This is a genomic window from Aeromicrobium sp. MLTX1 (assembly GCF_046452335.1).
GTDB lineage: Bacteria > Actinomycetota > Actinomycetes > Propionibacteriales > Nocardioidaceae > Aeromicrobium.
The window spans coordinates 314,999-329,032 of sequence record NZ_JBKFDN010000002.1 but is presented as its reverse complement, the minus strand read 5'-3'; the positions used below and the strand labels follow the sequence as shown (position 1 = coordinate 329,032).

Here is a 14,034-nt window from a genome sequence, read left to right as displayed (position 1 = left end):
TACGGAGGCTCAGTCGTCGAGGCCCTTCGGAGCGTCGAGTGTCGACGCCTCGTCGTCGTCGAGCGACCGCGCCGTCCGGCCACGCTTGCGGTCGGTGACGCGCGCGATGACCTCCGAGATGAAGTACAGGATGCTCATCGGGATCGCGAGGAACAGGAAGGTCACGGGGTCCACGGTGGGCGTCGCGATGGCCGCGAAGAAGAAGATGCCCACGATGATCCACGGGCGGGCGTGGATCAGCTGGGCGCCGCTGACGGCCCCCATCCGGTTGAGGATCACCACGACGACGGGGATCTGCGCGCCCACGCCGAACAGCAGGATCATCCGGGTGGCGAAGCTCAGGTAGTCGGCGCCGTTCAGCAGGTTCGTCCAGCCCTCGGGCGCGAAGCCGACGAGCAGCTCGATCGCCTTCGGGAAGGTCCAGTAGCCGATCCAGGCGCCGCCGAGGAACAGCGGCACGCAGGTGGCGGTCAGCAGCAGCGCCGCCCGCTTCTCGTGGCGGTGCAGGGCCGGCAGGACGAACGCCCAGATCTGCCACATCCAGATCGGGCTCGACAGCACCAGACCGGCGATGACGCTGGTCTTGAGCTGGAACTGGAACGCGCCGCCGATGCCGGTGACGACGAGCTCGGTGTCGATCCCCTCCCTCTCGAGGGCGGGACGGACCTGCTCGTAGGGGGCGGTGAGCCAGTCGAGGATCTCGGGATAGAAGTACCAGGCGACCACGACGCCGATGACGATCGCGGCGAGCGCCTTCATGAGGCGCGAGCGCAGCTCGGCCAGGTGGTCCATCAGCGGCATCTCGCCGCCGGGGCCGGGCTGACGCCCGGCCCGACCGAATCCGAGGGCCACCCGGGTCAGCGGGTGGGGTCGTCGCGGCGGTCGGTGGCGGCCGGGTCGGTGGTGCGCTCGATGGAGCGAGGCGCGTCGCCGGCCTGCTTCTCCTCCTGCTCGCTCTCACGCAGCTCGGACTTGAAGATGCGCAGCGCACGGCCGGAGCCGCGGGCGAGTTCGGGGAGCTTGCGACCGCCGAACAACAGAATCACGATCCCCAGGATGATGAGGATCTCGGTGGCGCCGAGGTTGGGCATGGTCAGACTCCTTGGTCGGGACTTCCTCCATCGTACGCGGCCAGCGCAGACCGGGCGGAGCCCCTCACGTCGGCCGCGACGTCCCCCGGCTCGACCACGCGCATCCGGCCGCCGGCCCGCATCACGACACGCCGCAGCCACGCGGGGTCGCTGCCGAAGAGCCGTGCCCGCACGGAGCCGTCGGGCCGCTCCTCGACGACGTCCATCCGGTACTGGTCGAAGAGCCAGTCGGCGTCGGGCGCGATCTCGACGAGCACCGAGGGCGTGTCGGGGCCCTGCGGGAACAGGTCCTCCAGGCGGGTGCGCTCGTCGGCGTCGGTGGTGACCGGAGCCTCGAGGACGGTGGCCGCGACGATCCGGTCGACCCGGAACAGGCGGTCGGCCTCGACCTTGTGGCACCAGGCCGAGAGGTAGCGGTGGCCGTCCTGCGTGAACGCGCGGTGCGGGTCGACGACCCGCTCGGTCTGCTCGTCCCGGGTCTCGGTGGCGTACACCATGTGCAGCTGACGCTTGCCGGCCAGCGCCTCTGCGACGGCGGTCTGCACGGCCGGGTCGACATCGGGCAGCAGGACGTCGACGGGCGTGTCCACGGGCGTCCCGGCGGCCTCACCGAGCTTGGCCAGCGCCGAGTCGATCACGGCGGCCTGGTCGCCGGCGGCCGACTGGCGCAGGGTGCGCAGCGCCACCATCAGCGCGGCGGCCTCGCTGCGCGAGATCCGCAGCGGCCGGGCCATGAACTCGGCGTCGCGGATGTAGACCACGCCCTCGTCCTGCAGCGCGGTGACGTCGAAGTCGATGAGCTCGCCGTGGTACTCGCCCCAGCCGGTGAGCATCATGATCTCCAGCTCGCGCTGGGCCTGGGCGGGCTTGATCTTGAACTCGCGGGCGAGGTCGGCCAGCGGGATGCCCTGGTTGCTCTGCAGGTACGGGACCATGGCCAGCATCCGCACGACCTGCTTCAGCGACGGGTTCATGCGTGCACCTCCGCGACGGCGCGCAGCCGGTCGATCACCGCGTCGCGCAGCGCGGGCGGGGACATCACGACGGCGTCGGGGCCGTAGGACGCGATCTCGGCGGCGAGGTCCGCCACGCTGGCGAACGCCACCTCGACCTCGTCGGTGGCGTCGTCGAGCCGGTCGATCCGCACGGCGTGGCGGCGCAGCGACTGGCCGCGTCCGGCGGTGACCCGCAGGACCGCGGACTCGTCGGGGACGGGCGGCTGGAGGGCGCGCGCGACCTTCTTCATGTTGACCTCGTCGGGCACCTCGTACTCCCCCGGCTCGCCGTCGGGCTTCACGTCGCCGACGATCCGCGAGAGCCGGAACAGGCGCGGTCCCTCGCGGTCGCGGTCGTAGCCACCGACGTACCAGTGCTCGCGGAACGAGGTCATGCTCCACGGCTCGAGGTGGCGCACGGTGGTCTCGCCGCCGGGGCGGCGGTACTCGAACGCGATCGGCATCCGGCGGCCCGTGGCGTCGAAGACCGCGTCGAACGCGGGCTCCTCGGCGCGCAGCCGCGCCTCGGTCATGCGCAGCACCGAGGGGTCGAAGTCGTTGCCGATCGCCTTGAGCTTCGCCAGCGCGGTGGTGGACTCGGCGGCCATGCCGGCGTGGTCCCACAGCTGGCCCGCGAGGCCGATGACGGCGGCCTCCTCGACCGTGAGGTCGATCTGGGGCAGCTCCACCTCCGCGCGCAGCAGCCGGTAGCCGGTGACGCCGCCGAGCGCGTCGAACGTGCCCGTCTCGATCTCGAGGCCGAGGTCGCGCAGCTCCTGCTTGTCGCGCTCGAACTTGCGCTCGAACGCCACGTCGGTGTCCTCGCGGTACTCCGCGATGGAGGAGCGGATCTGCTCCTTCGTCAGGTACTGGCTGGTGGCCAAGAGGGTGAAGACGAGGTTCATCAACCGTTCGGTCTTCCGCTGGGCCATGAGCGACAGACTAGCTGGCGTCGAGCAGGTCGACCGCGAAGATCAGCGGCCCGTCGGGCTGGCCGTTCTTCTTGGCGTCCTTGCCGTACGCGTCCTCGGACGAGCACGTGACCACGATGCGGCTGCCGAGCGTGTGACCGGGGATCTGGTCGCTCCAGCACGGGATGGCCGAGCCCTCGGCGATCGAGATCTGACGCGGGCCGGTGGCCCAGGAGGCGTCGAACACCTCGCCATCGGGGTACTGCTGGCCGACGTACTGGACGCTGAGGACGGCGCCCTTCTCGACCTTCTCGCCCTTGCCCTTGATGAGGACGGTGGAGCTGGACTTGCTGACGTCGTCCGCCGTCTTCTTCGTCTTGGCGAACTTCTCGGGGTGTTTGTCCTTGTCATAGGTCAGCTTGGGCAGCGTGGCCGGGGCCTTCTGCGCCGTGCCGCTGGCCTCGGTGGGCACCTTGGAGACGAGGTCGAACAGGAAGACCATCGTGTCGTCCTTCTCCAGGCCCAGCGACTCCGCGCTCTGCAGCAGCGAGACGCCGTCCTCGGCGGGCACCGACACCAGCACGCGCGAGCCGATGTCCTGGCCGACGAGGCCCTTGTAGAAGCCCGGCAGCGCCGTCTTCTCGTTGAGCGTGAGCGTCATCGGCGACTCGTTCTCGTAGGAGTTGTCGAACTCCTTGCCGGTGCGGCCGTTGATCGCGATGTAGTTGATCTTGATGGTGTCGCCGTCGGCGACCTCGTCGCCGCCACCCTCGGAGACGACGCGCGACTCGGTCTTCTCGGTGGTGTAGTCGGCCTCGACCTTCACCTTCGGGGTACTGCCCTTGGAGACCTCGATGCCGTCGAGGTCGTTGCCCCCGCCGCAGCCGGCGAGAACGAGGGATGCAGTGGCCATGGCGACCACGAGAGCAGTACGACGCACGGTGAGGTTCCTCCTGGGGATCGATGCCGTGGCCACACTAACGGTCGATCCCAAGGATCGACTGAGAGATCACATCGAGTCGATGAGGCGCTGCACCCGGTCGTCCTGCGACCGGAACGGGTCCTTGCACAGGACCGTGCGCTGGGCCTGGTCGTTGAGCTTCAGGTGCACCCAGTCGACCGTGAAGTCGCGCCGGCGCTCCTGCGCCCGGGCGATGAAGTCGCCGCGCAGCCGGGCCCGCGTGGTCTGCGGCGGCACCGACTTGGCGGTGAACACGTCGAGGTCCTTCGTGACGCGCGCGACCGATCCCTTGCTCTCGAGCAGGTAGAACAGGCCGCGGTCGCGGCGGATGTCGTGGTACGCCAGGTCCAGCTGCGCGATCCGCGGATCGGCCCACGAGAGGCCGCGCTGCGTGCGGTAGCGGTCGAGCAGCCGGTACTTGATGACCCAGTCGATCTCGCGCTCGACGAGCGTGAGGTCCTCGCTCTCGACGGCCTTGAGCGTGCGCTCCCACAGGTCCATCGTGCGGTCGATCGTGGGCGAGTGGAGGCCGTTGCGGTCGATGTACTCGGCGGCCTTGGCGAAGTACTCGGCCTGGATCTCCAGCGCCGACAGCTCACGGCCGTTGGCCAGCTGGACCTTGCGCCGCCCGGTCATGTCGTGCGAGATCTCGCGGATCGCCCGGATCGGGTTCTCCAGCGTGAGGTCGCGCATCGTCACGCCGCTCTCGATCATCCGCAGCACCAGGTCGGTGGTGGCGACCTTGAGCATCGTGGTGGTCTCGCTCATGTTCGAGTCGCCCACGATGACGTGCAGCCGGCGGAAGCGCTCGGCGTCGGCGTGCGGCTCGTCGCGCGTGTTGATGATGGGGCGCGAGCGCGTGGTGGCGCTCGAGACGCCCTCCCAGATGTGCTCGGCGCGCTGGCTGACGCTGAAGACCGTGCCGCGCGGGGTCTGCTGGACCTTGCCCGCGCCGCAGATGATCTGGCGCGAGACCAGGAACGGGATCAGGACGTCGGCCAGGCGGCTGAACTCGCCGCCACGGCTGACGAGGTAGTTCTCGTGGCAGCCGTAGGAGTTGCCGGCCGAGTCGGTGTTGTTCTTGAACAGGTAGATGTCGCCCTCGACGCCGTCCTCGGCGAGGCGCTGCTGCGCGTCGAGCATGAGGCCCTCGAGGATCCGCTCGCCGGCCCGGTCGTGGGTGACGAGGTCGACGATGTCGTCGCACTCGGGCGTCGCGTACTCGGGGTGGCTGCCGACGTCGAGGTAGAGCCGGGCGCCGTTGCGCAGGAAGACGTTGCTGCTCCGGCCCCACGAGACGACGCGCCGGAACAGGTACCGGGCGACCTCGTCGGGCGACAGGCGGCGCTGTCCGTGGAACGAGCAGGTGACGCCGTACTCGTTCTCGATCCCGAAGATCCGCCGGTCCATGCCGCCAGCCTAGACCCGCACGCCGCACGCGCACGGCATCTCGACGGGCCGTCCCGATCCGTGACGTGCGTGTGACCCGTCTCACATGGGGACTTCCCAAGCGGCAGGCAGAGGCGCACGATGGGTGAGTCCGTCCACGGGGGCACGGACCACCGGGCCTGGGCCCGGTCGGGGAGGAGCAGCATGACCACTCATCGAACTCGTCGCGCGGCTGGGCTCTGGCTCATCGGCGCGTCCACGCTGGCACTGACGGCGACCGGGCTCGCGCTCGGATCGGGCACGACCGCGGGGGCCGCTCCCCCGCCGACGGACGGCGCGCACGCCCGCCCGTTGCCGGGCTACATCAACTACGTCGCACCCCGCGCGGAGGAGTCGTCCGGCACCGACCAGGCGCTGCGCGTCAACGGCAGGCGCGTGGCCAAGGGCCAGGCCGAGCAGCAGCAGCGCATGCTCGAGCGCGCGAAGCAGGTCGACCGCAAGCACAGCCAGGGCAACCCCGTCGCGGCACGACAGCTGGCGCGCGTGGAGGCCGAGTCGCTGCGCACCGGGAAGAGCCCCAAGGAAGTGCGCGACAAGAGGTTCAAGAAGGCGAAGTCCACCCAGCAGGCGCGCCTGCTGACCATCCTCGTGGAGTTCAACGAGCAGGCGAACGACGACTTCACCGGCCTGCACGTCCCCGACGGCTACGGAGCCGAGACGTGCGTGCCCGGCAACGTCCAGAACGGGCCCACGCACAACCAGATCCCGAACCCGGCGAACAGCGACCTGCCCGACAACAACTCGATGTGGGTCAAGGACTTCTCGCCGGCGCACTACAACGCGATGCTCTACTCCAAGAAGGGCATCACCCAGCGCGTCCGCCCGGACCTGCGCGGTCCCGACGGCCGCCGCGGCATCGACATCTCCGGCTACACGATGAAGAACATGTACGAGGAGATGTCCAAGGGCGCCTACACCGTGGGCGGCACCGCCACCCCGTGGGTGACCGTGGACCACTCCGAGGCGTACTACGGCGCCACGGTCTGCCACCAGGACGAGAACGGCGAGTGGGTGTACGGCGCGGTCCAGGACATGCAGGGCCACCCGGACAACCCGCTCGGCCCCGGCCAGCTGCCGATCGACGCGGTCGCGGCGCTGGCGGAGGCGCAGCCGAACTTCCCGTGGGCCGACTACGACCTCGAGGACCAAGGCGACGTCGACGGTGACGGCAACCTCCTCGAGCCCGACGGCATCATCGACCACGTGGTCCTGGTGCACGCCGGCGAGGACAAGTCCGGTGGCGGCGGCGCCGAGGGCCCCTACGCGATCTGGGCGCACTCGTCGGCCGTGGCCGGCGGCGCTCCGGTGCCGGGGACGAACCTGCGGCTGTCGAACTACATCGTGCAGCCCGAGGACTCCGGCGTCGGCGTCTTCGCCCACGAGTACGGGCACGATCTCGGCCTGCCGGACCTCTACGACACGGCCAGCGGCGGCGACTCCGACGTCGACTTCTGGGACCTCATGTCGTCCGGCTCGCACTCCGGTCCGATCTTCCAGTCGATGCCGACGCACATGGGCATCTGGGACAAGTGGGTGCTGGGCTGGGCCGACCCGCTCGAGATCAACCCCGGCGACCGGGCGCGCTCGGTCAAGGTGGGCCAGACCAGCCGCACGCCCAAGGGCACCGAGGACGGCATCAAGATCAACCTGCCGGACAAGGTCGTCACCCGGGCCGAGCCGCACAGCGGCGAGAACATGTGGTGGGGCAACAACGACCAGAACTGGGCGATGAACTCGCTGTCCCGCTCGATCGACGTGCCCGACGCGGCCGACGCGCGGTTCTGGATGTGGAACAACTACGTCATCGAGCAGGACTGGGACTTCGGCTTCGTCGAGGTCTCCACCGACGGTGGCGCTACGTGGACCCCGCAGAAGATCTACGACGAGAGCGGCGCCGAGGTCACGACCCCCGACGACTACCCCGACCCGAACGGCAACCTGGCCACGTTCGGCAACCGGCGGTACGGCCTGACGGGGACCTCCGGCGGCTGGCGTCACGACTACATCGACCTGAGCGCCTGGGCCGGCCAGACGATCCAGGTCAGGCTGATGCAGTCCACCGACGCGGCGTTCACGGAGCGCGGCTGGTTCGCCGACGACTTCTCGGTCACCGGCGGCGGGGCGACCACGTTCACCGACGACGTCGAGGGCGGGCCGAACGGCTGGATCGCGACGATCGACTCGTGGGTGGCGGGCGAGGCCCGCGGCGCCGGCTGGGTCATCGACAGCGGCACCACGTCGAACGCCCAGTACTACCTCGTGGAGTGGCGCAACCTGGACGGCTTCGACAAGGGCCTGAAGTACGCCTACGACACGACGTACCAGAAGCTCGGCGAGGACGGCGCGTGGAAGGTCGAGAAGATCCGCTACAACGCGCCCGGTGCGCTGGTCTGGTACCGCGACACGTCGTACGGCGACGCCAACCACGTCCTCAGCAACCTCACGTCACTGCCGAGTGAGGGCGCCAAGGGCGGACTGCTGATCGTCGACAGCCACTTCGACCCGCTCCGGCGGACCGGGGCGAACGCGGCCAACGACACCAGCACGCTGAAGAACCTGCCGTCGAGGCCGCAGTCGTCGAACGCGGCGTTCAACCTCTTCGGCACGTACGCCTTCCGCGAGTGCACGACGAAGCCGGACTTCACCGGCGAGGCGTGCAACCGCTTCGGGGCGCAGCGGGCCGTGCGCTCGTTCACCGACGACCGCGGCTGGTACCCGGGCATCGAGGTGCGGGGCGACAGCCTCTTCTACCGCGACGCCGACGCCTCGACCGTGGTCCCGTCGGTGGGCAACGCGCCGTACAGCACCCGTGTGGTGGACGAGAACGGCAACCCGCGCACGGACCTCTACGGCACCGACGTGGGTCTGGTGACGCCGCTCGGATCCGGCAACCCCGCGGACGACGGGGTCGGGTTCGGCACCGGCGTGAAGGTGGAGAAGGCCTTCAAGGGCAACCTGGCGGCGCTGTTGAGGATCACTCCCCCGACCGTGCCGTGACGCAGACGAGCGGGCGGGTGGGCACCGCCCATCCGCCCGCTCGTTCGCGTGCAGCCGCCGGAGGTCAGCCGAGGAGCTCGGCGACCTGCGTCTGACCGAGCCGCTTGAACTTGCGCGGCTGGCTGCGGGTGCGGTCGAGCACCGCGACCTCGAGGTCGGCCGGCGCGATCGTGCGCGCGGGCTCGGCGTCGTTGCCCAGGGCCGTGCGGGCCAGGCGCAGGGCCTCGGCCAGCGGCAGGTCGGCCTGGTAGTGCGTGCTCAGGTACTCCTCGACCTTGTCGCTCTGGCCGCCCATCACGCCGTAGCCCGGCACGTCGGCGACCGAGCCGTCGTAGGTGAGGCGGTAGATCTGGTCGGCCGACGGCTTCGAGCCGACCTCGGCGACGAAGATCTCGACCTCGTAGGGCTTCTCTCCCCCGCTGGAGAAGATCGTGCCGAGCGTCTGCGCGTACGCGTTGGCCAGCCCGCGGCCGGTGACGTCGCTGCGGTCGTAGGAGTAGCCGCGCATGTCGGCCAGGCGGACGCCGGCGATGCGCAGGTTCTCGAACTCGTTGTAGCGACCCACAGCGGCGAAGCCGATGCGGTCGTAGATCTCGCTGATCTTGTGCAGCGCGCGCGAGGGGTTCTCGGCGACGAAGACGATGCCGTCGGCGTAGCGGACGACCGCGACGCTGCGGCCCCGGGCGATGCCCTTGCGGGCGAAGTCCGCCCGGTCCTTCATGAGCTGCTCGGGCGAGACGTAGAAGGGGGTGGTCATGGCGCTCCTAGGTCAGCGGGGCGGACGGGCCGTCGGGCGAATGCATGCGCCCGCCGATCACCTGGTCGGCGATCGCGGCGGTCTTGGACTCGTCCCACGCGCGGTAGCCGTCGGCGGTGATGACCGAGATGAGCGGGAAGATCCGGCGCGTCAGGTCGGGACCGCCGGTGGCGGTGTCGTCGTCGGCCGCGTCGTAGAGCGCCTGGACGACGGCCGTGACGGCCTCGGTCTCGGTCATCCCGGAGCGGTAGAGCTTCTTGAGCGAGCCGCGCGCGAACGTGGAGCCCGACCCCACGGAGTGGAAGGTGCGCTCCTCGTTCTTGTTGCCCGTGACGTCGAACGCGAAGATGCGGCCCTGATCGGCCTCGAGGTCGTAGGCCGCGAACAGCGGCACGACCGCGAGGCCCTGCATGGCCATGCCGAGGTTGCCACGGATGAGCGTGGCGAGCCGGTTGGCCTTGCCGTCGGTGGACAGCGTGGTGCCCTCGATCTTCTCGTAGTGCTCGAGCTCGACCTGGAACAGCCGGGTCATCTCCACGGCGATGCCCGCGGTGCCGGCGATGCCGACGCAGCTGAACTCGTCGGTCGGGAAGACCTTCTGGATGTCGCGCTGCGCGATGACGTTGCCCATCGTGGCGCGGCGGTCGCCGCCCATCACGACGCCGCCGTCGAACGTGGCGGCGACGATCGTGGTCCCATGCGTCACGTCGAGGCCGGACACGGAGCCGACCGGGGCGCTCGGGAGCAGGTCAGGAGCCTGGGTGGCGAGGAACTCGGCGAACGAGGAGGACCCGACGGCGCGGAAGCCTCCATCGAGCATCACTGCCCGCCCTTCTGGACGAAGCTGCGCACGAACTCCTCGGCGTTCTCCTCGAGGACGTCGTCGATCTCGTCGAGGATGCTGTCGACGTCGTCGTCGAGCTTCTCCTTGCGCTCGGCATCGACCTCGGTGGTCTCGACCTGCTCTTCGTCGACGTCGCTCTTGCGCGTCGTCCTCTGCTGTTGCTCGGCCATGTCTCCACCCTATCCACTAGCGGCCCGTGATGGCCCGGAAGAGTTCTGCGGCGCTGCCGACGCGTCGGAACAGGCCGTCGACGTGCTCGGCGGTGCCCTTGAGGGGCTCCATCGTCGGCACGCGCTGCAGCGAGTCGTGTCCGGGCAGGTCGAAGATCACCGAGTCCCACGAGGCCGCGGCGATGTCGGCGGAGAACCGCTGGAGGCAGCGGCCGCGGAAGTAGGCCCGGGTGTCGTGCGGCGGCTCGGTGACCGCCTCCTCGATCGCGGCGTCCTCGAGCAAACGCTCCATGCGCCCGGCGGCCACGAGGCGGTGGTAGAGGCCGCGCTCGGGCCGGATGTCGTGGTACTGCAGGTCGACCAGGTGCAGCTTGGCGTGGTCCCAGTCGAGGCCGTCGCGCTCGCGGTACTGCTCCAGGAGCGCGAGCTTGGCCACCCAGTCGAGCTCGCGGACGAGGCTCATCGGGTCGTCCGCGAGGCGGGCGAGCACCGACTCCCACCTCTCCAGGACATCGAGCGTCTGCGGGTCGTCGTCGCCCTGGCTCTCGACGAACTTGCGCGCGTGCTCGAGGTAGTGCTCCTGCAGCTCGAGCGCGGTGATGCTGCGGCCGTCGGCCAGCTTCACGGTGGTGCGCAGGGTGGGGTCGTAGGAGATCTGGTGCAGCGCGCGGACGGGCTCGGCCAGCTCGAGCGGCTCGGGCAGGGCGTCGGCCTCGATCATCGCCAGCACGAGCGACGTGGTGCCGTGCTTGAGATAGATCGACGTCTCCGACAGGTTCGCGTCGCCGATGATGACGTGCAGGCGCCGGTACTTCTTCGGGTCGGCGTGCGGCTCGTCGCGCGTGTTGATGATCGGCCGCTTCAGCGTGGTCTCGAGGCCGACCTCGACCTCGAAGTAGTCCGAGCGCTGGCTGATCTGGAACGCGTGGACGCTGCCGTCCTGGTGCTGGCCGACACGTCCCGCCCCCGTGATGATCTGGCGACCGACGAAGAAGGGCGTCAGCTGGCGCACGATCGACAGGAACGGCACGTCACGCCGCATGAGGTAGTTCTCGTGCGATCCGTACGCGGCGCCCTTGTTGTCGACGTTGTTCTTGTAGAGCATGATCGGCGCGACGCCGGGCACCCGCGCCGCCAGCCGGGCGCCGCGCAGCATGACGAGCTCGCCGGCCTTCTCCCAGCGCACGACGTCGAGCGGGCTGGTGACCTCGGGGCTGGAGTACTCGGGGTGGGCGTGGTCGACGTACAGACGGGCGCCGTTCGTCAGGATGATGTTGGCCAGGCCCATGTCCTCGTCGGTGAGCTGCGAGGGGTCCGCGGCGTCGCGGCCGAGGTCGAAGCCACGCGCGTCGCGCAGCGGGCTCTCCTCCTCGTAGTCCCAGCGGGCCCGGCGCGTGAGGCCGTTCGCGGCCGCGTAGGAGTTGACCACGTGGGTCGCGGCCACCATCGGGTTCGCCTGGGGCTGGCCCTGCACGGCGATGCCGTACTCGACCTCGGACCCCTGGACTCGTCGGACGCTCACGCTGGCCAGCCTACGTCGTCGCGCGAGCCCCGCCCGGGCTACGCGCACGCCGTCCGGCGCGCGAGATGTGTAGCGCTGTCCACCGTTTTCCCGGCTGATCGGCCGAAAAAGGGTGGATACCGCTACAGATCTGGGGCCGGGGACCGGTCAGAGGACCTTGCCGAGGTGGACCGAGTCGTCGTACTCCGCGTAGTAGCCGAAGGGCGGGACGTCGACGTATCCGGCGGAGCGGTAGAGCGCGATGGCCTCGGGCTGCTCGGTGCCGGTCTCCAGGACGAGGCGGCGGATGCCCTGGCGGGCGGCACTGCGCTCGAGCTCTTCCAGGACCTGGCGCGAGAGGCCCTGGCCGCGGTGCGAGTCGAGCACGAACATGCGCTTGATCTCGCCGTCGGTGTCGCCGGCCGGGCCGCCGCGGCGCCAGCCGCCCATGGCGACCGGCACCTCGTCGACGTAGCCGATGAAGAAGATCCCGTTGGGGTGGTCGAACTCCTCGGGGAGCATCGGCGAGGAGTCGCCGACCTCGCTGGCGTAGCGCCGGACGTACTCGGCCTGGACCAGCTCGGTCAGCTTCACGGCGTCCGGGTGGTCGTAGCGGACCACGCGCAGTTCGAGTATCAGAGGTACTGTCCCGTGTTCGCGACCGTGTCGATCGACCGACCCGGCTCATTGCCGCCCTTGCCCGTGATGAGCGTGCGGATGAAGACGATCCGCTCGCCCTTCTTGCCCGAGATCCGCGCCCAGTCGTCGGGGTTGGTGGTGTTGGGCAGGTCCTCGTTCTCCTTGAACTCGTCGACGCACGCCTGCAGCATGTGCTGGACCCGCAGGCCCTTGCTGCGGTGATCGAGGAAGTCCTTGATCGCCATCTTCTTCGCGCGATCCACGATGTTCTGGATCATCGCGCCGGAGTTGAAGTCCTTGAAGTACAGGATCTCCTTGTCGCCGCCGGCGTAGGTGACCTCGAGGAACTGGTTCTCCTCGCTCTCGGTGTACATCCGCTCGACGGTGCGCTGGATCATGCCGTGCACGCACGCCTCGCGGTCGCCGTTCCACTCGCGCAGGTCGTCCTCGTGCAGCGGGAGGGAGGTGGTGAGGTACTTGCTGAAGATGTCGCGCGCGGCCTCGGCGTCGGGGCGCTCGATCTTGATCTTCACGTCGAGACGGCCGGGTCGCAGGATCGCCGGGTCGATCATGTCCTCGCGGTTGGAGGCGCCGATGACCAGCACGTTCTCCAGTCCCTCGACGCCGTCGATCTCGCTGAGCAGCTGCGGGACGATCGTGTTCTCGACGTCGGACGAGACGCCCGACCCGCGGGTGCGGAACAGCGAGTCCATCTCGTCGAAGAAGACGATGACGGGCGTGCCCTCGCCGGCCTTCTCGCGCGCCCGCTGGAAGACCAGGCGGATGTGGCGCTCGGTCTCGCCGACGTACTTGTTCAGCAGCTCGGGGCCCTTGATGTTGAGAAAGTAGGAGCGACCCTCCTCTCCCGTGCGCTCGCTGACCTTCTTGGCCAGGCTCGCCGCGACCGCCTTCGCGATCATCGTCTTGCCGCAGCCCGGCGGGCCGTACAGCAGGATGCCCTTCGGCGGCTTGAGCTCGTGCTCGACGAACACCTCGGGGTACAGGTAGGGCAGCTCGACGGCGTCCTTGATGATCTCCACCTGGTTGCCCAGGCCGCCGATGCTCGTGTAGTCGATGTCCGGGACCTCCTCGAGGACCAGCTCCTCGACCTCGGACTTCGGGATGCGCTCGTAGACGTAGCCGGCACGGCTGTCGAGCAGCAGGGAGTCGCCCGCACGCAGGCGCTCCTGGGCCAGGGTGTCGGCCAGCCGGACGACCTTCTCCTCGTCGGCGTTGCCGAGCACGAGGGCGCGCTCGCCGTCGGGCATGAGCTCCTTGAGCATCACGACCTCGCCGACCTGCTCGAACGCCAGGGCCGCGACCACGTTCATGGCCTCGTTGAGAATGACCTCCTGGCCCTTGCGAAGCTCGTCCTTGTCGACGGCGGGGCTGACGTTGACCCGCAGCTTGCGTCCGCCGGTCATGACGTCGACCGAGTCGTCCTCGTTGCGCTGCAGGAACGTGCCGAAGCCCGTGGGCGGCTGGGCGAGGCGGTCGACCTCCTCCTTGAGCGCGACGATCTGGTCGCGCGCCTCCCGCAACGTGGAGGTCAGGCGCTCGTTCTGCGCGGCCGTGCTGGCCAGGCGCGCCTCGGCGTCGGCGAGGCGGGCCTCGGCGTACCTGTCGGTGTACTCGCTACCGGTCATGTGACACCTCCTGGAGGGGTTGCTATGACCCTACCCGCCGAGCACGTCCTCACCAGTCCATCTCGCGACGGAT

Annotated in this window: 13 protein-coding genes; 1 reads left to right on the top strand and 12 read right to left on the bottom strand. The window is 69.5% G+C overall.

Annotation, left to right across the window (positions count from 1 at the left end):
* Positions 1 to 9: 9 nt before the first annotated feature.
* The 6 genes from tatC to pafA form a co-directional block, all read right to left on the bottom strand.
* Positions 10 to 852: a twin-arginine translocase subunit TatC gene (gene tatC, locus ACK99Q_RS12105; protein WP_410186379.1), complete on the bottom strand. Its 843-nt coding sequence runs from the start codon at positions 850 to 852 to the stop codon at positions 10 to 12.
* Positions 853 to 857: 5 nt separating this feature from the next.
* Complete coding sequence (gene tatA, locus ACK99Q_RS12100) at positions 858 to 1,091, bottom strand: twin-arginine translocase TatA/TatE family subunit (protein WP_179424310.1); 234 nt, start codon at positions 1,089 to 1,091, stop codon at positions 858 to 860.
* A 2-nt stretch (positions 1,092 to 1,093) separates the two neighbouring features.
* Positions 1,094 to 2,065: a helix-turn-helix transcriptional regulator gene (locus ACK99Q_RS12095; RefSeq protein ID WP_410186378.1), complete on the bottom strand. Its 972-nt coding sequence runs from the start codon at positions 2,063 to 2,065 to the stop codon at positions 1,094 to 1,096.
* Complete coding sequence (locus tag ACK99Q_RS12090; protein ID WP_410186377.1) at positions 2,062 to 3,018, bottom strand: helix-turn-helix transcriptional regulator; 957 nt, start codon at positions 3,016 to 3,018, stop codon at positions 2,062 to 2,064. Before ACK99Q_RS12090 ends, ACK99Q_RS12095 begins: the two co-directional genes overlap by 4 nt.
* Before the next feature lie 10 nt (positions 3,019 to 3,028).
* On the bottom strand, positions 3,029 to 3,910 hold the full coding sequence (locus tag ACK99Q_RS12085) for an FKBP-type peptidyl-prolyl cis-trans isomerase (protein WP_410186376.1): 882 nt from the start codon (positions 3,908 to 3,910) through the stop codon (positions 3,029 to 3,031).
* Positions 3,911 to 4,006: 96 nt separating this feature from the next.
* Positions 4,007 to 5,368 carry a Pup--protein ligase gene (gene pafA, locus ACK99Q_RS12080; protein ID WP_179424306.1) on the bottom strand — a complete coding sequence of 454 codons (1,362 nt, stop codon included), beginning with the start codon at positions 5,366 to 5,368 and terminating at the stop codon, positions 4,007 to 4,009.
* A 183-nt stretch (positions 5,369 to 5,551) separates the two neighbouring features.
* On the opposite strand from pafA, the gene ACK99Q_RS12075 reads away from it, so the two are divergent.
* The gene (locus ACK99Q_RS12075) at positions 5,552 to 8,404 is read left to right on the top strand and encodes an immune inhibitor A domain-containing protein (protein ID WP_410186375.1); all 2,853 of its coding nucleotides are present in this window, start codon (positions 5,552 to 5,554) and stop codon (positions 8,402 to 8,404) included.
* 64 nt (positions 8,405 to 8,468) lie between these two features.
* On the opposite strand, the gene prcA is transcribed toward ACK99Q_RS12075, so the two are convergent.
* The 6 genes from prcA to arc all read right to left on the bottom strand — a co-directional run bounded on the left by prcA (position 8,469) and on the right by arc (position 13,961).
* Positions 8,469 to 9,161, bottom strand: a complete 693-nt coding sequence (gene prcA, locus ACK99Q_RS12070) for a proteasome subunit alpha (protein WP_410186374.1) — start codon at positions 9,159 to 9,161, stop codon at positions 8,469 to 8,471.
* Positions 9,162 to 9,168: 7 nt separating this feature from the next.
* On the bottom strand, positions 9,169 to 9,981 hold the full coding sequence (prcB, locus tag ACK99Q_RS12065) for a proteasome subunit beta (protein WP_410186989.1): 813 nt from the start codon (positions 9,979 to 9,981) through the stop codon (positions 9,169 to 9,171).
* On the bottom strand, positions 9,981 to 10,175 hold the full coding sequence (locus tag ACK99Q_RS12060) for a ubiquitin-like protein Pup (RefSeq protein WP_179424303.1): 195 nt from the start codon (positions 10,173 to 10,175) through the stop codon (positions 9,981 to 9,983). The genes prcB and ACK99Q_RS12060 overlap by 1 nt, the downstream gene beginning before the upstream one ends.
* Positions 10,176 to 10,191: 16 nt before the next feature.
* Positions 10,192 to 11,697 (bottom strand): depupylase/deamidase Dop, encoded by a 1,506-nt coding sequence (gene dop, locus ACK99Q_RS12055; RefSeq protein WP_410186373.1) that lies wholly within the window; start codon positions 11,695 to 11,697, stop codon positions 10,192 to 10,194.
* A gap of 147 nt (positions 11,698 to 11,844) precedes the next feature.
* A complete protein-coding gene (locus ACK99Q_RS12050) occupies positions 11,845 to 12,297 on the bottom strand; it encodes a GNAT family N-acetyltransferase (protein WP_410186372.1) in 453 nt (150 codons plus the stop codon).
* Positions 12,298 to 12,311: 14 nt separating this feature from the next.
* Positions 12,312 to 13,961 carry a proteasome ATPase gene (arc, locus tag ACK99Q_RS12045; protein WP_410186371.1) on the bottom strand — a complete coding sequence of 550 codons (1,650 nt, stop codon included), beginning with the start codon at positions 13,959 to 13,961 and terminating at the stop codon, positions 12,312 to 12,314.
* Positions 13,962 to 14,034 lie beyond the last annotated feature (73 nt).

What these genes read in the sequence shown, in the direction of transcription:
- ACK99Q_RS12095 (WP_410186378.1), bottom strand. Translation starts at nt 2,065, where the DNA reads ATGAACCCGTCGCTGAAGCAGGTCGTGCGGATGCTGGCCATGGTCCCG.
- ACK99Q_RS12075 (WP_410186375.1), top strand. Translation starts at nt 5,552, where the DNA reads ATGACCACTCATCGAACTCGTCGCGCGGCTGGGCTCTGGCTCATCGGC.
- ACK99Q_RS12090 (WP_410186377.1), bottom strand. Translation starts at nt 3,018, where the DNA reads ATGGCCCAGCGGAAGACCGAACGGTTGATGAACCTCGTCTTCACCCTC.
- tatA (WP_179424310.1), bottom strand. Translation starts at nt 1,091, where the DNA reads ATGCCCAACCTCGGCGCCACCGAGATCCTCATCATCCTGGGGATCGTG.
- arc (WP_410186371.1), bottom strand. Translation starts at nt 13,961, where the DNA reads ATGACCGGTAGCGAGTACACCGACAGGTACGCCGAGGCCCGCCTCGCC.
- pafA (WP_179424306.1), bottom strand. Translation starts at nt 5,368, where the DNA reads ATGGACCGGCGGATCTTCGGGATCGAGAACGAGTACGGCGTCACCTGC.
- prcB (WP_410186989.1), bottom strand. Translation starts at nt 9,981, where the DNA reads ATGCTCGATGGAGGCTTCCGCGCCGTCGGGTCCTCCTCGTTCGCCGAG.
- prcA (WP_410186374.1), bottom strand. Translation starts at nt 9,161, where the DNA reads ATGACCACCCCCTTCTACGTCTCGCCCGAGCAGCTCATGAAGGACCGG.
- ACK99Q_RS12060 (WP_179424303.1), bottom strand. Translation starts at nt 10,175, where the DNA reads ATGGCCGAGCAACAGCAGAGGACGACGCGCAAGAGCGACGTCGACGAA.
- ACK99Q_RS12085 (WP_410186376.1), bottom strand. Translation starts at nt 3,910, where the DNA reads ATGGCCACTGCATCCCTCGTTCTCGCCGGCTGCGGCGGGGGCAACGAC.